General features: G+C 47.6%; 16 protein-coding genes. 7 read left to right on the forward strand and 9 right to left on the reverse strand.

What is annotated here, in order from left to right; genetic code table 11:
* Window positions 1-248 precede the first annotated feature (248 nt).
* Window positions 249-1,400 (reverse strand): acyltransferase family protein, encoded by a 1,152-nt coding sequence (locus tag I1H34_RS05815; RefSeq protein WP_212664770.1) that lies wholly within the window; start codon window positions 1,398-1,400, stop codon window positions 249-251.
* A gap of 419 nt (window positions 1,401-1,819) precedes the next feature.
* On the opposite strand from I1H34_RS05815, the gene I1H34_RS05820 reads away from it, so the two are divergent.
* The 4 genes from I1H34_RS05820 (at window position 1,820) to fni (ending at window position 7,227) form a co-directional block, all read left to right on the forward strand.
* Window positions 1,820-2,710, forward strand: coding sequence for a polysaccharide deacetylase family protein (locus I1H34_RS05820; RefSeq protein WP_212664771.1), 891 nt, complete (start codon window positions 1,820-1,822; stop codon window positions 2,708-2,710).
* Window positions 2,711-2,814: 104 nt separating this feature from the next.
* Complete coding sequence (locus tag I1H34_RS05825) at window positions 2,815-5,118, forward strand: ATP-dependent helicase (RefSeq protein ID WP_212664772.1); 2,304 nt, start codon at window positions 2,815-2,817, stop codon at window positions 5,116-5,118.
* A gap of 166 nt (window positions 5,119-5,284) precedes the next feature.
* Window positions 5,285-5,968, forward strand: a complete 684-nt coding sequence (locus I1H34_RS05830; protein WP_212664773.1) for an SAM-dependent methyltransferase — start codon at window positions 5,285-5,287, stop codon at window positions 5,966-5,968.
* Window positions 5,969-6,171: 203 nt separating this feature from the next.
* Window positions 6,172-7,227 carry a type 2 isopentenyl-diphosphate Delta-isomerase gene (gene fni, locus I1H34_RS05835; protein WP_249370131.1) on the forward strand — a complete coding sequence of 352 codons (1,056 nt, stop codon included), beginning with the start codon at window positions 6,172-6,174 and terminating at the stop codon, window positions 7,225-7,227.
* 42 nt (window positions 7,228-7,269) lie between these two features.
* On the opposite strand, the gene I1H34_RS05840 is transcribed toward fni, so the two are convergent.
* Together I1H34_RS05840 and I1H34_RS05845 are read right to left on the reverse strand one after the other, a co-directional pair.
* Complete coding sequence (locus I1H34_RS05840) at window positions 7,270-9,000, reverse strand: cyclic nucleotide-binding domain-containing protein (RefSeq protein WP_212664775.1); 1,731 nt, start codon at window positions 8,998-9,000, stop codon at window positions 7,270-7,272.
* Window positions 9,001-9,124: 124 nt separating this feature from the next.
* On the reverse strand, window positions 9,125-9,484 hold the full coding sequence (locus I1H34_RS05845) for a DUF1830 domain-containing protein (RefSeq protein WP_212664776.1): 360 nt from the start codon (window positions 9,482-9,484) through the stop codon (window positions 9,125-9,127).
* A gap of 338 nt (window positions 9,485-9,822) precedes the next feature.
* Here I1H34_RS05845 and I1H34_RS05850 point away from each other — a divergent pair, with 338 nt between their 5' ends.
* A complete protein-coding gene (locus tag I1H34_RS05850; protein ID WP_212664777.1) occupies window positions 9,823-11,409 on the forward strand; it encodes a photosystem II high light acclimation radical SAM protein in 1,587 nt (528 codons plus the stop codon).
* Window positions 11,410-11,543: 134 nt separating this feature from the next.
* Here the strand turns inward: I1H34_RS05850 and I1H34_RS05855 are convergent, their stop codons facing one another.
* From I1H34_RS05855 to ftsH, 6 genes are all read right to left on the reverse strand, one after another.
* Window positions 11,544-12,548, reverse strand: a complete 1,005-nt coding sequence (locus tag I1H34_RS05855) for a type I glyceraldehyde-3-phosphate dehydrogenase (protein ID WP_212664778.1) — start codon at window positions 12,546-12,548, stop codon at window positions 11,544-11,546.
* 151 nt (window positions 12,549-12,699) lie between these two features.
* Complete coding sequence (radC, locus tag I1H34_RS05860; protein ID WP_212664779.1) at window positions 12,700-13,431, reverse strand: RadC family protein; 732 nt, start codon at window positions 13,429-13,431, stop codon at window positions 12,700-12,702.
* A 178-nt stretch (window positions 13,432-13,609) separates the two neighbouring features.
* Complete coding sequence (gene pyrF / locus I1H34_RS05865; RefSeq protein ID WP_212664780.1) at window positions 13,610-14,332, reverse strand: orotidine-5'-phosphate decarboxylase; 723 nt, start codon at window positions 14,330-14,332, stop codon at window positions 13,610-13,612.
* A 34-nt stretch (window positions 14,333-14,366) separates the two neighbouring features.
* A complete protein-coding gene (gene cobA, locus I1H34_RS05870; RefSeq protein WP_212664781.1) occupies window positions 14,367-15,164 on the reverse strand; it encodes a uroporphyrinogen-III C-methyltransferase in 798 nt (265 codons plus the stop codon).
* 28 nt (window positions 15,165-15,192) lie between these two features.
* Window positions 15,193-15,915: a sirohydrochlorin chelatase gene (locus I1H34_RS05875; RefSeq protein ID WP_212664782.1), complete on the reverse strand. Its 723-nt coding sequence runs from the start codon at window positions 15,913-15,915 to the stop codon at window positions 15,193-15,195.
* 23 nt (window positions 15,916-15,938) lie between these two features.
* Window positions 15,939-17,843 (reverse strand): ATP-dependent zinc metalloprotease FtsH, encoded by a 1,905-nt coding sequence (gene ftsH, locus I1H34_RS05880; RefSeq protein WP_212664783.1) that lies wholly within the window; start codon window positions 17,841-17,843, stop codon window positions 15,939-15,941.
* Window positions 17,844-18,223: 380 nt separating this feature from the next.
* On the opposite strand from ftsH, the gene I1H34_RS05885 reads away from it, so the two are divergent.
* On the forward strand, window positions 18,224-18,547 hold the full coding sequence (locus I1H34_RS05885) for an STAS domain-containing protein (RefSeq protein ID WP_010475362.1): 324 nt from the start codon (window positions 18,224-18,226) through the stop codon (window positions 18,545-18,547).
* 124 nt (window positions 18,548-18,671) lie between these two features.
* Window positions 18,672-20,018 (forward strand): tetratricopeptide repeat protein, encoded by a 1,347-nt coding sequence (locus I1H34_RS05890; protein ID WP_249369837.1) that lies wholly within the window; start codon window positions 18,672-18,674, stop codon window positions 20,016-20,018.
* Window positions 20,019-20,071: the final 53 nt, after the last annotated feature.

A 20,071-nucleotide genomic window follows, 5' to 3' on the forward strand; every position in this document is an offset into this window, starting at 1 on the left:
CGCTTGCCCCGACCATTCACCGTTTGTCTAGTGTTAACGGCGATCCTAGTCAGAGTTCTGACAAAGCGTACCCATCTATATGAGCAAATCTGACAACCCCCATATGAGGGCTTTATAAGGGGTCATAATTCAAGTTTTTGACGCTCAAATCCTGTCACTCCCCATTCAGTTGCAGAGGGAAGGACGCTGATACAACAAGCAGATGAATTGCTCTCAGGGATTAACTTCTGAGACAATGGATTCTGTGTTTAGATCTTGAAGAACCACTGTTGTCGATAAAGGACATAAGCCACGATCCACCAGAAACAGAGGGTGAGAAAAGCAAATAAGAAAGACCCAAAGTCCGGACTGGTCCAAGTCAAGAATAGATTTTGAAATAACCATGTAAAGGCATTGACGGCATCATCACCGGACCCCAATTTGGTGAGGACTAAGACTTTAATCATCAACACTGAAGCAACAAACACCGCCAGGGAATTGAGACCTAACACCTCAAAAGGCTTACTCCAAAGACGAATCCGTCGGACTTCGATCAGTTCATAGCAAACCGCTAGCAGAATAAGCGAAATTCCGACGGTGAATAGCACATAGGAGCTCGTCCACAGCTTTTTGTTGATGGGGAACCAAAGACTCCATAACAATCCCAAGCCAGTACTGATCAAGCCATAGGAGGCGAGGGCCAGGCTTTGGCGACTAGTTTTAATTTTGAGGCCACTGCCCCGTTTACGAATCCAGTCTCCAGCGAAATAGCCGAGTAGCACAGTTGCGATCGCAGGCAACGTACTGAACAATCCTTCTGGATCACCCATGGAATTAAACTGATCTCCCACATATAAGTGGGACGTACCAATAATTAGGCGGTCAATATAGGCTCCAAAATTACCGGTGCGGGTCAGGTTACCTGCCCCAAATTCTGGCACCGGGATAAACGAGAGGGCAAGCCAATACCCCACCAACAATAGCCCTGTCAGTCCCCATTGGCTCTTTCGCGGCAGCTTTAAGATCACGAATGCCGAGGCTAAATAGGTCAGACTAATCCGCTGCAAAATCCCCATCACCCGCAAAGTACTGAAGTTATAGGACCAAAATCCGTTGAGAAATAACCCCAAACCGAACAGAATCGCACTGCGGCGCAGGATTTTGAGGTAGACAGCCCGTTTGGGTTGAGTCAAAGAAGCCGTGTGTCTGGCCATGGAAAAAGCCATCGACGCACCCAAGACAAATAAGAAAAAAGGAAACACCAAATCTGCCAGGGTCCAACCATGCCAATCTGCATGGAGGAGTTGAGGATAAGCGTCTTTGACTAAACCTGACTGATTGACCAAAAGCATGCCGGCAATGGCAATCCCTCGAAACACATCCAAGGAACTAAAGCGTGACGAGGAAGAAGAATAGGTCATAGATCGTCTAGTAGCATCAGCCTGTATGCCAAGTGGCCTAGCAGTAGGGTCAATATTTACACGTTGAGAGACATCCTACTGGTATTCGTTCCCGCTCTAAACAAAGAGAGTTACATTCTTTAAGGATTCCAGCTCCACATTCTAGAACTATTCTGCTGTGCTGTTCATTCTTAAGGAACAGTGAAGATCTTAGACCAGTGCTAGCGGCCCTAAATGTGACTCGCTAGGATGGATGCGAGGTTTTCCAATTTTTTATATCAAGAAAAAAATAGGGACGTCATTTACGAAGCGGTTTAGGGAAACATGGATTTGAGGGTGGAACGCCAGCCACATTGAACTTCCAGTCGTTACCGGTCGAGTTCTAACTGACGATTTACCTATGGTTTGGCTTTATCTAAGGGTTTGCGGTTAATTAAGTAATGTTTGGGAAAAATTTAAGAGCCCGTGTCGTCAACCGGCAGTATGTATGGTTGGCGTCGGCTTGCCTATGCTTGGGGGTGAGTTCATTCGTCCTTCAAGCAACGTTGAATCAGGTTTCCATTGGTGGCATACCGGAAGATATCAATGCCTTGGAAGAAAATACGTTAATCGCTAATTCTGAGTCAGGATTTCATCTTGCCTTAAAAACGGTAGATGACCTGGATCGTAAACAACGTCGCCATTATCAGCCCCCAACTCAGTTTCAAGGACTGACAATTGATGAGGTCAAACTGCCCTCGGACCAAAAAGTGATCGCCCTCACCTTCGATGACGGCCCTTGGCCCAAAACAACGGCCAAAATGCTAGATATTCTGAAAGAGCATCAGGTAGAAGCCACATTTTTTGTGGTTGGCAGCAATATCACCCGATTTCCGCACTTACTTAAGCGAGTCGCGAAGGAAGGCCATGCCATTGGCAACCATAGCTGGAGCCATGGATATCATTACCACTCCCCCGCTTTAGCCCAACAGGAAATTAAGCGGACGGCTGCAGAGATAGAAAAGCAAATCGGCTTTAAAACCAAACTGTTTCGGCCACCCGGGGGGTATCTCCGCAACGGTCTAGTCGCCCATGCCCGTTCCCAAAAACATGTCACTTTGATGTGGACGGTGGACGATACCTATAAAGGCACGGTTGATAAAGCCATCAACAACGTCCTCAATAATGCTTCACCTGGAGGGATTGTATTGATGCATGATGGTGGCGATAATCGCCAGCTGATGATCCAAGCCCTGCCCCATATCATTACTCGTCTCAGACAGCAGGGGTATAAACTTGTGACCATCCCTCAATTGTTGGAATTGGCAAAAGCTGATCAGAACGCAGGATAGACCCTTCGTCAAAACGGCATATCGCCTCCTTTATCGCCATAATCTTGCGGGTTAAGAAATCGTCGGTTGATATACTACCCTCACGTACAGTAGTTCATACCCTCTTGGCAACAGATTTAGAACAGCGAATCGCAGAATTACGAGCATCTTTGAGGCCGGGTCAGCAAGAATTAGCAGATTGGCAAGCAGGGCCCCTTGCCATTTCTGCTGTGCCGGGAGCCGGCAAATCCTATGGCATGGCTGTGGCTGCAGCCATTACCCTGGCACGTCAAAACCTTAATCGAGCGCAACAGCTCGTGATTGTCACCTTCACCCGCTCAGCAGCGGCACACCTCAAACAACAGGTCCGTAAACATCTACGCGCATTGCAGCTGCCCCTAGGTGGATTTACTGTGCAAACCTTGCATGGTTTAGCCCTCAATATTGCTTCACGTCATCCCCAACTGTCAGGCATTCATTTAGAACAAGTCACCCTGATTACCCCTAACCGCCACCATCGCTTGTTGAGACAATGCGTTGAACAATGGGTGGCGGATTATCCCCAGATATACCAAGAGTTGCTGGTTCGAGGGGCCTTCGATGGAGAAGAAACGGAGCGGTTACGTCGGCAATCGGTATTGCGATCCGATTGTTTGCCGGAGCTGGCTGCGATCGCAATTCGCGAAGCCAAAAGTTCTGGACTTAGCCCCCAACAGCTCTACGCCTTAGCAGAACAGGTACAAGATGAGGTATCGGTACTTGCGATCGCAGCCGGTCTCTACGAGCGATACCAACGACTGCTCCAATCTCATCAGCTGATTGATTATGACGACATGATCCTGGCCGCTCTGCAGGTACTCGATAATCCGAGCGCTCGCCAAGTCTGGCAAAAACAAGTCTTTGCTGTCTTCGAGGACGAAGCCCAGGATTCAACCCCATTACAGTTCCGTTTACTGGACGGATTAGCCAGCCAAGAGGCCTCCAAAGCAGCCCCTAATTTAGTCCGCGTTGGCGATCCTAACCAAGCCATCAACTCCACTTTTACCCCAGCTGACCCGATTTTCTTTCGCGATTTTTGTCGGCAAAGTCAGGTACAAAATCGATTAGCAACGATGACTCAAGCCGGACGCAGTTCTGCCATTATTATTGAAGCCGCAAACTTTATGCTGGACTGGATTAATCAGTCTCAGCTAGCAGGACAAGAGCAGCCTTTTCAACCCCAAGCCATTCAAACAGTTGCCAACCACGATCCTCAAGCGAACGCCAATCCAGCTCACGAAGGACGAGGACTAGAGATATACACACCTGAAGATGTTTACCAAACCGCTGATCTAATCGGTCAGCGAGTCTGCCAACTCCTGAACGATTATCCAGACGCCAATGCAGCCATCCTCGTCAGAGAGAACAAACAAGGGAGCTTTCTAGCCGAGCGTCTCAACCACCCGGATCAAACAGTAACTCCAGCCGCTCATGGTATTGACATCCTCGATGTTGGAGGCGGTAGCCGGCAGACTCAAGTCCCCTTTGAGATGCTGACCATTTTGCAGTTTTTGGCCCGTCCCCATTCTCCCAACACCCTCAAAGCAGCCCTGCAAATTTTTGTTGATCGGCAGCTGATACCGGCCCAAGAAGTCCATCTTTTAGCCAGTCAGCCCGAGACCTTTCTCTATCCAGGCCCCCTTGATCCACCCCGGTCGGAGAAGGTACAGGAAGCCCGTAGTTTTTGCTGTAAGTTATTGCGATCGCGGTGGGAATTGCCCCATTATCGACTGATTTCTTTTCTAGCCCTATCCCTGAAATATAATCCTGCCGAGCTAGCCACTGCCGATAAATTAGCAGCACGGCTAGCTCAGCAAACGCCAGGGGCACCCTCAATGACAACAACCTTGCCCATTTTGCAAGAACTGATCAGTTCCGAGCGATTCGATCCCGTGGATGTTGAGGATATTGAATCCCAATATCTGCGGCCACACCAACTCACAATCATTACCATGCACAAAGCCAAGGGGCTGGATTGGGATTTTGTGTTTCTGCCGTTTCTACATGCCCGCATTATTCCAGGAGAATTGAGAATTCCTGCCGCGAGCCAATTCCTTGGACCCTTTAGTTTGGCAGAAGTAGCCCGGGCTCAAATCCGAGCTCACGTCCACCAGCAGTTTCCGCTACCGAATATGGAAAAGGCTTGGCAACGAGCCAGTGATCTTAAAAGTGCAGAGGAATTTCGTCTACTTTATGTCGCCATGACCCGGGCCAAGCGATTGTTGTGGATGTCTGCGGCCAAACAAGCCCCCTACAATTGGAACTGGTTTGACTGGCAGCGCCAAACCAAATTGGATAAGCAGCCTCCTTGCCCTGTCCTGAAACCTTTACAAGCCCAGTTCTTACACGGTCAAAATACCAGCTCCTCTCCGATGCCGTCTAGGTTTTGAACTCAACTTATTCTTGCCAACTTTATCTATAGAGGGGCATAAATGCTGTTGCTGATTCTACAGGCATTGGAAATGAAGATAGGCTTCTCAGTGTATTGCAAAGTAGTACGCTGAAGTATTATGACTACACTATCACCCTTCAATATCTGTCAGTAGGTTCATCTTTATGGCAATGCAGCTAGATTCTGTGGTTCCCTTTGGGCGATCTTGGGATGAATACATCAAAATGTTTAATCTCACGGTGATTGATTTAAACTGTTCAATTCTGGGAGCTGGAGATGGTCCTGCGAGTTTTAATGCTGAATCCACTCTTCTGGGAAGCCAAATTACGTCTGTTGATCCCATTTATGAATTGAGTGGTGCAGACATTCAGCAAAAGTTTGAAACCGTCCTAGATGACATCATTGATCAGGTCAAGGCAACGCCTCAAGATTGGGTGTGGTCCTATCATTCGTCTCCCGAAGACCTTCGTTACAATCGCATTCAAGCCATGCAACTCTTCCTGAAAGATTATGAGTCAGGCAAACAACAAGGTCGATATCAGACCGCAGCATTACCCACCCTGCCATTTCCCGATCAAACCTTTGAACTAGCACTGTGCTCCCATTTTCTCTTCTTGTACTCCAAGCAATATGATGTCGCTTTTCATCTAGCTTCAATTCGAGAGCTGTTGAGAATCAGCACTGAAGTGCGCATTTTCCCTTTGCTAACTCTAATGCTGGAACCCTCTCCGTACATCCAACCTGTTATTCAAGCTTGTCAGGATTGGGGATATGTCGCTTCTATTGAAACGGTTGGTTATGAACTACAGAAAGGAGGTAACCAAATGTTAGTTATCCGTTCCCAATAGCTTTCTCGGATTCAAAATAGTACTGCCAAATCACTGTTTTCAAGCAGCCCTGAACCATACTCTGCCAACAGCTAACGGTACGCAGACAAAATTCCAAACGATTGAAATCCCAGCCAAGCCAACAGAATTTTGCATAATTAAGAGAGCTTCCGGTCACAAAGCCAGAGATTGGTTCTGCCCGGTTGATGTCTTATCTCTTTTTCATGCGAGTGACTTCTACTTCCCCCAATCCTGATGAGGCCATCAAAACCCGCAAGGCCGACCATCTCCGGATCTGTTTAGATGACAAGGTCCAGTGCAAATCGATCACCACTGGTTTTGAACGGTATCGCTTTCAGCACTGTTGTTTACCAGAGTTAGCACTGGAAGATATTCAGTTATCCACGACATTTTTAAGTAAGTCTCTGGGAGCACCGCTGCTCATCTCGTCCATGACCGGGGGGACTGATCTAGCCAAAACTATTAATCAGCGCTTAGCCATCGTTGCTCAGGAATTCAAGATTGCCATGGGTGTCGGTTCACAGCGGGTTGCAGTCGAACATCCACAAGTTGCAGACACATTTGCCGTTCGATCCTATGCACCAGACATTCCTCTATTTGCCAACCTAGGGGCAGTCCAACTGAACTATGGCTACAACCTAGATGCCTGCCGTCGCAGCATTGATCTATTAGAAGCCGATGCCCTGATCCTGCACCTCAACCCCTTACAAGAATGCATCCAAAGTCGAGGCGATACCAACTTTCGCGACCTCTTCACCCAAATTGGTGAACTCTGCAAACAACTCCCCGTTCCTGTCATCGTCAAAGAAGTCGGCAATGGTATTTCCGCACCGTTGGCCATGCAGTTAATAGAAGTCGGTGTAGCCGCTATTGATGTAGCCGGTGCTGGCGGGACTTCTTGGGCCAAAGTCGAGGGTGAACGAGCGGAAGATAACCGTCAGCGCCGACTCGGCCAAACCTTCTCAGATTGGGGTTTACCCACCGCAGAATGTGTTACATCCATTCATCAAGCCAATTCTAAGATCCCACTGATTGCCTCTGGCGGACTACGTAATGGCCTAGATGCCGCCAAAGCACTAGCTTTAGGAGCTGATATAGCAGGAATGGCTTACCCTTTCTTGCAAGCTGCCCATGAATCAGAAGCGGCGTTACACACTCTCATGGAAATGCTCATCGCTGAACTAGAAACAGTACTCTTTTGTACCGGGAATGAAACGATCGCAGACTTACAAGCCTCTCAATGCCTGATTCCAACCTAATCGACCATAACCAACAGACGATTTCTCCCATTAGATGTATGTTTAGATCCCAAACAAGGTCTGAATACGGCGACGAATCCAGATAAAGGGATCATCCTCTATCATGTCTGACGGACTAATCTGCGCCAAGCCTAATTCCTCTAGCACTTGCTGTCTCTGAGAAAGAGACTTCGCAATCTCTTCAGCTAAGGCTTTGTAATTCTGTAGGAGTTTTTGTAACGCCTGCCGATCCACCACAAACAATGTAGTCGCTTCAAGGACCCGCATAGTTGCCGTTCGTGGCGCTCCGGTCAACAAAGAAATCTCACCAAAAAAGTCGCCAACTCCTAAGGTGGCAATTTGGCGGTTGAGTTTTTGAGAAAAGACTTCAACTTGGCCTGACAAGATAACGTAGAAAGATTCTCCTGATTCATTTTCCCGAAAAATAATTTGATCAGGCCCATAGAACTGTCGATACCCTTGTTCAATTAACACTCTCAATTGGGCATTCGTACAGTTTTCAAAATAGCTGACCTTGCGGAGTAAGACGCGTAATGTGCTGTTCTTAGTGACTTTAATCCCCGTTTTTGGTTTGAGCCCCTCCCCGCTAGCAGCAACCGTTGGCAGCGGAGCAGCAGACTCCAGATTAGGTTGTAATGCCTGAACCAACACTTCAGGGTTCTTCAACCACAGCTCTCTTTGGGGGAAAGGGATTTGGATGTTCTTCCGATTCAACTCTTGTTCAATCAAAAAATTTAGAGAACTCTTGATGGGTTCAAAATCACAGGGCTGGTTAATCCACGCTAATAATTCAAACTTATATGCATCATCTCCAAAAGATTTGAACCATACCTGCGGGGGAGGGTACTTTAAGACCCGTGACTCTGACCGTGCCGCAATCAATAAAGCTTCCGTAACTAAAACGGTATCGGTACCATAGGCAACACTCACAGGAATATGTAAGCGACTTTCGGGAGTTTGGTAGGTCCAGTTGATGACGTTCTTCGCGAAAAACCGTTGATTTGGAACCACAACAAACAGCCGATCTTGAGTCCGAACAATCGTCGAGCGAATAGAAATCCGTTCAATCGTTCCTAACAAACCATCCACTTCTACAAAATCTCCAACCCGTATTTGCTGCTCCAGTAATAGGGTCAAACCACTCACGAAGTTACTGGCCAACTCCTGCAAGCCAAAACCTAAACCTAGACCCAAAACACCAGCAATAACAGCTAATGAACTCAAATCTATTCCTACAGATTGGAGAAGAATGATAAAACCAATCAACCCAAAGGTATAGCTGATGATGGTAGAAATTGCTGCTTGTGCTCCCCGCTCCATGCGAGTCTGGGGAAGAATGCTCTTCTTAAGCCACTGACCACATAACCTAGCTCCAACAAAGACCAAAACGGTTATGGAGACAAAGATTATGAGGGTCAACAAAGAAATTGGATTTTTTCGGTCACCTACATCAGTAAAAGGGGTGTTCAACGCTCCCCAGAACTTATCAGGAAAAGCTGCCAGACCACTCACAAACAACTGCCTGATTGTTTGGAGGGCAGGGATGAGGGTCAAGATATTATAGAAGGCGACTAACCAAATCCCGAGTCTTAAGCTAAACAGCAAACACCGTTGCAAAAGAGGGTAAATCGATCGACCTTTCTTGGGGGAAATTCTCAAACGCCCCTGCATCCAGCGGCCTATCAACCAATCTGAGATCGCAGCTCCTCCCAAGATCCCCACAACAATGAATAGGTTCTTGAGGAAATGAACATCGACAATAAATAGAGTCATTTGCCTCAATAATTTAGACCGCACAAAATTATAGACAGCAGAAAGGGGTGAGCTCAACTCACCCCCTAAAGTCTATTTATGCAATTGAGTAGCGTTGTAGCCACTGAATTAGGCTGGAATAAAGTTAGGACACCTTAGCTGCTTCAGGAACGCCACGCATGCTAGAAGGTGCGGAAGTTTCAACCGCTTCATCTCCACTCTGTAAAAACTGTTTAGAAGCACTCACGCTTTGGTGTAAACGAAGCCGATAACAAGGAATGGTATCTGACAAGATCGCACTTGCCATCATCCCAGTATGAATCTCCAGGTGAGCCTCAGGTACAGACTCAAACATTAATCGCTGCCCAGGAAACACAACACGCTCAAAATACCAGTTAGGGATATTCGTGATCCGAGCAACTTGGATCTTATTAGTTGAATTAATGTAGCAACAAACAATGAGATCTGAATCGTTTGGAGGGACGGGATCGATGACTTGTGGCATGGCAACTCACGGAAAAGGGTAATTTTATGGGTATTTTTATGGGGTATTTAACGCAATCTTAAGCTAACATTCATCGATCCCAAGTCGCTGTAAATATCGTTACTTAATTGATTAACTTCTTCAAAAAAGCTATTATCTTTACTTTTTCTTTAGAATTGATGACTGCCAGTTAAGTTGGGATCAATCCAAACTATCCTAACGAAAAATCTTGGGATCGGTGAGTGAGTCCATGAAAAGGCATCGGCCTAGATAAACACTCAAGGACAACTCAGTACTATGATTAAGATATATGACTCAGGTGTTAACCACCTCATACCTTACCGTTCTTGCAAGGCGTGATGAACAATCCCCGCATCCTTTACATTCGCCTACCTTGTAATCCCATTTTCCCAATTGGGGTTGTTTACCTTGCCGACCATATTCACAAGTGCCTGCCTCATGTCGAGCAACGCATCTTTGATTTGGGCACCGTGCCCCCCCTCGACTTTAAGCCAGCATTGGATAGCTGCATTGATGACTTCCAGCCTGATCTTCTTGTTTTTTCCTGGCGAGATATCCAAATTTACGCTCCCGTAGGTGGCAGAGGTGGCAATCCGTTGCAACACGCCTTTGAGCTTTACTACGGCAAAAACCCTTGGACAAAGTTAAAAGGTGCTTTTGGTGGATTAAGGGTATTCATTGCTTACTATGCAGAGCTATGGAGAAACTCAGGCCTCATTAAACGGGGACTCAAGCGAGCACAGCGATATCATTCTGGGGCTCAAACTGTGGTTGGGGGTGGTGCAGTCAGCGTTTTTTATGAACAGTTAGGGACTCAGCTGCCGGAAGGCAGCATTGTATCCGTGGGCGAGGGAGAGGTTCTATTAGAGAAGCTACTGACGGGGCAAGAATTTCGAGATGAACGGTGCTATGTAGTTGGAGAGAAAGCGCCTAGGGATCGCATGATCCATGAATGGCCTACCGAGATCGATAAAACGGCCTGCGATTACCCTTACATTGCTAGCATTTGGCCTGATTTTGAATATTATTTTGAGTCTCAAGACTTCTACGTGGGGGTTCAGACCAAGCGAGGATGCCCCCACAACTGTTGCTATTGCGTCTACACCGTCATTGAAGGCAAGCGAGTCCGAGTCAATCCTGCTGAAGAAGTCGTTGCTGAAATGCAGCAGCTCTACAATCGTGGCATTCGTAACTTCTGGTTTACCGACGCTCAATTTATCCCAGCCCGCCGCTATATTCCTGATGCCATTGAGTTGCTGCAAAAAATCCTAGATGCAGGTTTAACGGATATTCATTGGGCTGCCTATATTCGTGCTGACAATCTCACTCCAGAACTCTGTGATCTGATGGTCAAAACAGGGATGAATTATTTTGAGATTGGGATCACTAGTGGATCCCAAGAACTCGTTCGCAAGATGCGAATGGGATATAACTTACGAACAGTGCTGCAAAACTGTCGAGATCTGAGAACTGCTGGCTTCAACGATTTAGTCTCTGTCAACTACTCCTTCAATGTCATCGATGAGCGTCCAGAAACCATTCGCCAGACCATTGCCTATCATCGAGAATTAGAAAAGATTTTTGGCACAGATAAGGTAGAACCAGCCATTTTCTTTATCGGCCTGCAACCTCACACCCATTTAGAAGAATATGCCTTCGATAATAATATTTTGAAGCCTGGCTATAACCCTATGAGCTTAATGCCTTGGACAGCCAAGAAGTTACTTTGGAACCCTGAGCCCATGGGATCGGTGTTTGGAGAAGTTTGTCTAGAAGCTTGGAAGCAAAATCCCAACGATTTTGGGCGGGAAGTGATGAACATTTTGGAACAGCGTTTTGGTTGTGCCCCCTTAAATGAAGCGTTGACAGCCACCATTGAGCCCAAAAAGCGGTCACTGACAACAGCTAGCCGGATGGGCTCATAAGAAATCATCATAGGCTTATGTTTCACAGCAAAATGTTCTATATCTGTAGCAGACAAAAACCCCTCACCGCTTGATAAGGTGAGGGGTTTTAATTTGAATCACTTTACTCTGGCGTTAAGAAGCTAGAGAAAAATTTACCACTTCTGGGCAACATACTCAGCTAAGTCGAGCACACGCTGACTGTAACCCCACTCGTTGTCGTACCAGGCCACAACCTTAATCATGTTGCCACCCATTCCCATAGTGAGGGAAGCATCCACGATAGAGGAGCAATCATGTCCTTTGAAGTCACCAGATACTAAGGGTTCTTCGTTGAAGGCAATGATACCTTTCATAGCGCCTTCAGAAGCCTGCTTAATCACTTCGTTTACCGATTCGGCAATTGCTGGCTTCTCAGTCTGTGCGACGAAGTCACAGACAGAAACGTTAGGAGTGGGGACTCGCAACGCAATACCATTAAGCTTGCCTGCAAGAGCAGGAATAACAGTTCCTACCGCTTTAGCAGCACCTGTAGAAGTCGGAACAATATTGACTGCAGCAGCACGAGCACGGCGGAGATCCCGGTGGCTTGCGTCAAGGATACGCTGGTCTCCGGTATAGCTGTGAGTGGTGGTCATCAAGCCATGAACAATACCAAACTGCTCATGCAAGACTTTTACAATAGGAGCCAAACAGTTGGTTGTACAGCTAGCATTACTGAGAATTGGCTCGCTGGGATCATAATCTTCGTGATTAACTCCAACCACATACATGCCAACACCACCTTTACCAGGTGCTGTAATCAGTACTTTTTTAGCACCCGCTTCAATATGCTTGCCAGCCCCTTCTTTGGTGACAAACACACCCGTAGATTCAATAACAAGATCGATGCCCCACTCTTTCCAAGGCAAGTTAGCAGGGTTACGATCAGAAACACATTTGATGACATTGCCATTCGCAACAATCGTGTTGTCGACGGCTTTAATGTCTGCGTCTAAACGACCCAGCATGGAGTCATAGGTCAACAGGTGGGCATTTGTTTTGGGGTCAGAAGTATCATTTAATCCGACAATCTCGATGTTGCTGTTAGGCCGTAAAAGCCAGCAACGCATAAAATTTCGTCCAATTCTCCCGAACCCGTTGATCGCTACTCTAATCACTGCGTCTTATCCTTCTGTTCAATTAATAGTCTATAGTCAAGCCAGTAGTGACCCTCAATCATCATATCGTACAAGGCTGCCCTATTCTCTAAAGACTTTGTGCCTTGAGAATTGAGGGTATTTAAGTCTATGACTTGAGCAGAAAATAGAACTATAGCTCTTGAGGACAATCGTTCCAGAGAGATGTCGTTTGGCGAAGGCTGGTAAAGTCACCATTCCCCAGAATGAGATGATCCAATAGAGGTAAGCCTAAAATTTGTGCGCCTGAGAGTAACTGCTGCGTCAGTTCGAGATCTTCAGGGCTGGGATCGGTCTGACCAGAAGGATGGTTATGGGCCACAATGGCTCGGGTTGCTCCCTTCCGAATAATTTCTCGAAAGATATCCCGAGGATGGGCTAGGGTTTCCGTCGCAGTGCCAATACTCACCACTTGTGTCCCCAGTAATCGATGCTTGACATCTAATAGAAGCACCGCAAATCGTTCTTGAGATTGCCACATTAACTCACCGGCTAAGGCTGCAGCAGCCACTGCCGGATCATCAATCACGGTTAATTCCGGAGGACGAGCTTGGCAAATCCTTCTCCCCAACTCGATTGCGGCTAAAATAGTAGTCGCTTTCGCTGGACCAATCCCTTCAATATGGGTGAGTTCAGACGCATTCACATCTCGCAGAACCGTCAGTGGATCTTGCTGATGTTCGCTGAAATGATGCAGAACATGTTGTCCCAAGCCTACCGCAGACAGTTTGCCAGGTCCTTGGCCTGTCCCTAGTAGTATGGCGAGTAACTCGGCATGGGTTAAATATTTAGCACCTTGGGCAATAAGACGTTCACGAGGGCGATCACTTTCGGGTAAGTCTAAAATCCTTAAGCTGTAGGTCATCGTTGTGAAATTACGGGCTCCCTAAATCACAAGACATGGGCATCGACACTCGCACTCATGCTTAGTACACCCACTTTCGTACTGCACTCAGACAGAACATCCAGCGTAAGTTGGAAACCCTTATTGGCAATGACGACTATTGGCAGTCAGAAAACACAGAAGCCAACTGTCTCCACTGTCAAGCGTCAGCTAAATCAGCGCAGATCGTTTGAAAAGCTTGTTGAGGATCAGCAGCCGTCGTGATCGGGCGCCCAATGACCAAATAGTTGGCCCCTGCTTGGATGGCTGCTGTTGGCGTCATGGCCCGTTTTTGATCGCCTGTTGCTGATCCCTGGGGACGCACGCCTGGGCAAACAATCAGAAATTCATCCCCACAGACCTGTCGCATTTGCTCCGCTTCATGGGGAGAACAGACGATCCCATTCAGTCCTGACTCTTGAGCCAGCAGCCCCATTTGCAGGGCATACTCTGGCAGTTCTAGAGGTATTTTTAAGTCTAAGGCTAACTCTCGCAGCGAGAGACTAGTCAAAACTGTAATGGCAATCAATTTAGGGGGAGGCGTTTGGGCAGCTTGGGCTCCTTCTTGTAGAGCCTGTTGCGCAGCCGATAGGGCAGGACGACCCGCCGTGGCATGAATCGTGAGAAGATCCACCCCATAGGCCGCCGCTGCTCGACAAGCACCGGCCACCGTATTGGGAATATCGTGGAATTTAAGATCGAGGAAAATCCGTTTCTGGCGCTGTTTAAGCTGCTCTAGGATACTGGGGCCACAACTAACAAACAGCTCTAAGCCCACTTTCCAAAATTGCACCTGGGGAATTTGATCCATCAATGCGATCGCATCTGCCTCTGAAGGCACATCCAAAGGCACAATAATCCGTTGAGCAATATCAGTAGTCACGACAGCAGCCTTAACATAGCGGTCGTTTAATACTCTACTGCCTAGGAATTACCTTTGGACGACTCTCTGCCAGTAAGGGGTGAAGATTCACCACATTTCCGATCACTGCCACGGCAGGGGCTTCAAATTGCGTCGCTTCCATTTGGCTGATGATGGTTGCTAAGGTTCCCACTAATTCCTCTTGATCGGGGCGAGTCCCCCAACGAACTAAGGCAATGGGGGTATCGGGATCTTTTCCAGCGAGTTCAAGTTCAGACAAAATATGGGGCAGGTTATGCACGCCCATATAAATCACCAGGGTTTCGGACGCCTCAGCCATGGCTCGCCAATTGACCCGAGGCCGATATTTGTCGATCGGTTCATGGCCGGTCACAAAGGTGACGGAGGAACTATAGTTTCGATGGGTGACCGGAATACCTGCATAGGCAGGCGCTGCAATACCAGCCGTAATTCCGGGAATGATTTCCACAGAAACCCCTGCCTGGATTAAATCTTCCATTTCTTCTCCCCCTCGGCCAAAGACAAAGGGGTCCCCACCCTTGAGTCGCACGACTACGGCATGAGTCTGGGCCTTGTCAATCAATAACTGGGTGGTTTCAGCTTGCAAAAGAGAATGTTGTCCACGACGTTTGCCAGCATGAATCTTCTCGGCTTGCTCACCAATCATCGCCAGAATTTCTGGGCTAACAAGGGCGTCATAGATCACCACATCAGCACATTCTAGAAGCGTCTTACCTTTGAGAGTCAGTAGACCGGGGTCACCGGGACCTGCTCCGACAAGGTATACTTTCCCAGAAAAATGGACTGGCGACGGGGAAAAATCAACGGTCATAGACAACCTGAAAAAGATGGCAAAACCATCAGGCAGTGATCAAATCTTGAATTAAATGAACGAGATGAGCACTGGGCTCTAAAGGTGAAGAAAAAGTTAAGTTAATGTGCTTAAAATCACATTTTAGCTGATTCACTTCCTGGGAAATGGTGTCTATGATACTGCCTGTAAACAAAAAATAGGGTTTGATGGCCACTTTTAACCCTGGTTGAGTCGCCAATTGAGTTACTGTTTGTCGCAAACTGGGGGGCACTGACCAGTAGGCGGGGGCAGCATTCAGTTGTTCTGCCAAGGCCTCAATCGGTTGGTTACCCCCTGGATATCGGCTGCCATGGGAGAGCAAAATCCAGCGATCTACGTCGGTAGCAGACATAGTTGCCCGTAGGATTTGGAAGAGTTTTGGGTGGCTACCCAGATGCGATCGCACCTCAATCCCTAGAGACTTAGGCAAAAACTGTCGCACTGTGGTCACCACATCAGGAATATCCACTCTGACATGGGTACCTGGCAACAGAAATAGCGGCAAAATCACGATTTGGTCAATCTGCTGCAGCTGTTGTCCCCAATTACAAATTTGCTGTTTCAGGGGGACAGAGCCAAATTCCAAGGTGGCTGTCTTCACCCATGGAGGCTGATCACACTGCAACTGCAGGGCTTGTTTTACTCCTTCACCCAATTGATGCAGCGAAGCTTGCGATCGTGGATCGCGACTTCCATGAGCCACCAACAGATAAGCAGAGCGAGAACTCACACTCCTTAACATCCCGGTATCGGTTAGGACAAGATGGGTAATGACGGCAATGGCTCTGGCAGAATAGGCTTCTTATCCACCGACTGACCATAATCCACTACGATTTGTCGGAATTCATCTCCTTCGAGGGTTTCTCGTTCCAGCAACACTTCCACTAGCTTGTCGACTAAACTACGATTTTCCCGTAGCATTCGTCGAGATTTTTCATAGCAGTACATAACAATGTCCCGTACTTGTCGGTCAATTTGTACCGCCATCTCCTGGGAATACTCAGCGCGATTGCCCCAGTCCCCACCTAAAAAGACATCTCCACCACCGCCGCTTTCAAGGGCCACATAGCCCAGGTCAGACATCCCCAGCTGAGTGACCATTTCCCGGGTCAAACTCGCCACTTGCTTAATATCGCTACTGGCACCGATGGTGACTTCGGCTTCGCCAAATACTTCTACCTCAGAGGCACGCCCCCCCAGCAAAATGGTGATTTGATCGAGGAGCCATGCCCGGGTATATAGACCACTATCGATCCTTTCTTCGTTATAAATCGGTTGGGAGAAGCCACCTATTCCCCCTGAGCGAGGCAAGATCGTCACTTTATTCAGTGGATCGGCATCTTTTAAGAGGGTTTCTAATAAGGCATGACCTACTTCATGATAGGCAATCAGCCATTTCTTTTTACCGTCTAAATGGGGAGCCATTTTCAAACCAATGGTGATCCGATCGATGGCATCATCCACTTCCAACTCTGTGATGGCATCCTTCCGACGCCGAGCCGTTAAGATAGCAGCTTCATTAAGGAGGTTCGCCAACGCCGCCCCTGAGAAACCAGGGGTACGGCGAGCAATCGCTTCTAGGGAAACCTGAGGAGACATTTTCTTCTCCCGGCTATGGACTTCTAAAATGCCGAGTCGGCCCTTAAACGCCGGCAAATCCACGGTGACTTGACGATCAAATCGACCGGGACGCAGGAGAGCGGTATCGAGAATATCTGGACGGTTCGTGGCAGCAATAACAATGATGCCAGTATTTCCTTCAAAACCATCCATTTCTGTAAGCAGTTGGTTGAGGGTCTGTTCCCGTTCATCATTGCCACCACCAATGCCAGCGCCTCGCTGTCGACCGACCGCATCAATTTCATCGATAAAGACTAAACAGGGAGCATTCTCTTTCGCTTTTTTGAACAGGTCGCGCACCCGAGAAGCGCCTACCCCAACAAACATCTCCACAAACTCGGAGCCAGAAATACTGAAGAAAGGCACACCTGCTTCTCCAGAAATCGCCTTGGCTAACAATGTTTTACCAGTCCCAGGAGGGCCAATCAGCAGCACGCCCCTAGGAATGCGAGCCCCCACAGCCGTAAATCGTTCGGGCTGTTTCAAGAAGGTCACAACTTCCTGGAGTTCTTCTTTGGCTTCCTCAATCCCTGCTACATCCACAAAGGTAACGCCGGTTTCAGATTCCATCTGAAAACGCGCTTTGGACTTACCAAAGTTAAGAATCTGGCCTGGACCACTGCTAGATCCTGCTGTTCGCCGTAAAAAAACAAGAAACAGAAAAATAATGAAGATAAAGAGGAGAAATTGAGACAAGATGCCCAACAGGGGGTTTTCCCCTGGATCAGGAACTTGTTCAAAGTCAACCTTATTCTCACGGAGGACGCTGAATAACTCTGGATCCTTATCAAACAGAAGGACTTTAGAAAACTCAGCATCTTCGGGTTGGTCTTTGAGCTTGAATTCGGCGATCCGTTGTTTTTCGTAGATCTTGGCAGTCTTTATCCTACGAGCCTCGACATGCTCAATAAAATCGCTGTAGGATACGTTTTCGTCTTTAGACTCAGCCAATACCGGTAGAGACTGGGACAGTACAACACCCACCACTAGTGCGGAGAGCTGTCTGACCCATCTGCGTTGGCCTAATTGTTGGTTCATGCTGGCGTATCTTTTAGCATTTGTGGGGGGCACTTGATTTACCTTCAGAGTAGGTAAATGAATTCTGTCTCTTCAAGCCTAGTTTACAAATCATTTACTCAGCAACTCTTCATTCTTTTAGAAAAGATATTACGAGTCATTTTCGGCAATATATCGCTTGCGAATTACCGACTCAAATCAGTCTCAAGCCTAGCTTTCAATCATTAGCATTGCCACAATATCGGCCCAGGGCTTTGAAATTTAGGACCAGGATGTTTCCTTGGTTCAAGAATGGGGAATTCTGAGTATACAACGCCTGATTTCGGGCGACTGGTCGGTCTATCCAGTTTGCCCAATCCCTAACCAAATCCACACAGAACTGAACGAGGAGTTCATAAGAGATGAGCCATAAAGTTGTCCAACCCACAGAACTACTAGATGGAATCAGTGCAAATCAATTGCGCCGCGAAATCACGGATGTGATGGCCGAAGGCGTGAAAACCATCCTCGTAGATTTGCAGGACGTTACCTTCATGAACAGCTCGGCGATTGGCGCTTTAGTCGCAACGCTCAAAGCGGTTCGAGCTGGAGGTGGCGAAATGTTTCTATGCTCCCTGAATGATCAGGTGCGCATTATTTTTGAATTGACCAAAATGGACCAAATCTTCAAGATTTGTGCTGATCGCCAAGAATTTGAACAAAAGTTTGCGGTTACGGCCAATTAGGTCAGTCTGGTTCTGAATCAAGCGATCGATTACCTTAGCTTGAGCCCATGACATCTATACATACCCTTCAGCGATCGCATCTAGCGTATCGCTGCTTTATTGACTTGTCTATCTCAGTGTGAACATGCCAAAAATCCTGCAAATCTTCATTCACCCCTGGCGAATTGGAGCAATTGCAGGCATCCCCCTTTATGCAGATTTCACCTGCTTGATCTCAATTGCTATGGGGTCGATTTATTTGGCTCGGATGAGTCAAGCCTTTCACCCCGAACTAGGCCAAGCCATTGGTATCATCGTTGGCTTTGCCCTCCCCATCTCTATCTTTATCCATGAGATGAGTCGAGCTTTGGCAGCGAAGCATTATCAAATCCCGGTCCAAGGGGTTTATATTCGGGGGCTGGGTGCTGTGGCCAAAACCGAGCAAACCTTTGCCCATCCCCTGCAAATGCTGGAGGTTTACTTCGCTGGAACCCTGGTGAACTTTATTTTGTATGCATGCCTCAATTTGCTCGGCAATTTATCCCTTAACTGGGGGGGGACGGCGATCATTTCCTTGAATCACATCAAGGAATTTAACTTCGTCCTAGCAATGTTTTCCCTGGTCCCTCTCGTACCTCTCAATGGTGGCTATATTTTTAGGGGACTGCAGTGGGAGTGGACCAGAAAGCAACATCCCCTGGCAGGCCATGATGTCTATGGAGCTTATATTGCCGGTGGTGGTGCGATTGCTTTAGGTCTGATCTGGTATAGCAACCAGCCTTTTTTAGGGGTATGGATGCTGTATTTGGGACTCATGACTTGCCTAAGGTACCTACTCTTTGAGGGTGAGTTTTTGCCCCTAGCCATGGAACAACGGTCTACTCGACCATTGGCGACTGCCACGGCTAATATCCAGGCAACGGCACCTCGTTCTCCCTCAGCACCCATCCGATCAACGGCCACAAAGCCCGCTATCCGACCCCTAGACTTCAGTTATTTGAATGCGGAATTTTTGTCGGTGACCGAACCGAATCAACAATTCCAGCAAGGGTTAGACTCCACCCAGGAAATGCGGTTACAAAATGCGATCGCATCCTTCAATGCCATCCTGGAAGATACTCCCAATAATGCCTCTGCCCTCCACAATCGAGGCAATGCTTACCTGCAACTGGGGAACAAGCAAGCTGCCCTGAGCGATTTCCAAGCTGCCCTACATTTAAAAACGGATGTTCTAGAAATCTATTTGGGTAAAGGCAATGCCCACTTTGCCCTGGGAGATTTTCAAGGGGCAATTATGGAATACTCCGAAATTCTGAAACAAGATCCTGACCATGCTCGGGCTTATTTCAATCGGGCCAGTGCCCAGGTCTTGAATGGCAATCGCCAGTCTGCAATTGCGGATTTCAAGAAAGCACATGCCCTGTTTGCCGCCATTGCGGATCAAACCCGCACCTGTAAAATTGACCGACGTTTGCAGATTTTAACCCCATAAGCCCTAGCCCACCTGCTTGCTTAAAGCCCCGGCTCCAGTGAACAATAGAGAAG

Origin of the sequence: Acaryochloris marina S15 (assembly GCF_018336915.1) — a bacterium.
GTDB classification, from domain to species: domain Bacteria; phylum Cyanobacteriota; class Cyanobacteriia; order Thermosynechococcales; family Thermosynechococcaceae; genus Acaryochloris; species Acaryochloris marina_A.

Bases quoted from the DNA above. Each gene is read 5' to 3' on its own strand.
- I1H34_RS05815 (WP_212664770.1), bottom strand. From the start codon at position 1,400: ATGACCTATTCTTCTTCCTCGTCACGCTTTAGTTCCTTGGATGTGTTT.
- I1H34_RS05820 (WP_212664771.1), top strand. From the start codon at position 1,820: ATGTTTGGGAAAAATTTAAGAGCCCGTGTCGTCAACCGGCAGTATGTA.
- I1H34_RS05830 (WP_212664773.1), top strand. From the start codon at position 5,285: ATGGCAATGCAGCTAGATTCTGTGGTTCCCTTTGGGCGATCTTGGGAT.
- fni (WP_249370131.1), top strand. From the start codon at position 6,172: ATGCGAGTGACTTCTACTTCCCCCAATCCTGATGAGGCCATCAAAACC.
- I1H34_RS05840 (WP_212664775.1), bottom strand. From the start codon at position 9,000: ATGACTCTATTTATTGTCGATGTTCATTTCCTCAAGAACCTATTCATT.
- I1H34_RS05845 (WP_212664776.1), bottom strand. From the start codon at position 9,484: ATGCCACAAGTCATCGATCCCGTCCCTCCAAACGATTCAGATCTCATT.
- I1H34_RS05850 (WP_212664777.1), top strand. From the start codon at position 9,823: ATGAACAATCCCCGCATCCTTTACATTCGCCTACCTTGTAATCCCATT.
- radC (WP_212664779.1), bottom strand. From the start codon at position 13,431: ATGACCTACAGCTTAAGGATTTTAGACTTACCCGAAAGTGATCGCCCT.
- cobA (WP_212664781.1), bottom strand. From the start codon at position 15,164: ATGACCGTTGATTTTTCCCCGTCGCCAGTCCATTTTTCTGGGAAAGTA.
- ftsH (WP_212664783.1), bottom strand. From the start codon at position 17,843: ATGAACCAACAATTAGGCCAACGCAGATGGGTCAGACAGCTCTCCGCA.
- I1H34_RS05885 (WP_010475362.1), top strand. From the start codon at position 18,224: ATGAGCCATAAAGTTGTCCAACCCACAGAACTACTAGATGGAATCAGT.
- I1H34_RS05890 (WP_249369837.1), top strand. From the start codon at position 18,672: ATGCCAAAAATCCTGCAAATCTTCATTCACCCCTGGCGAATTGGAGCA.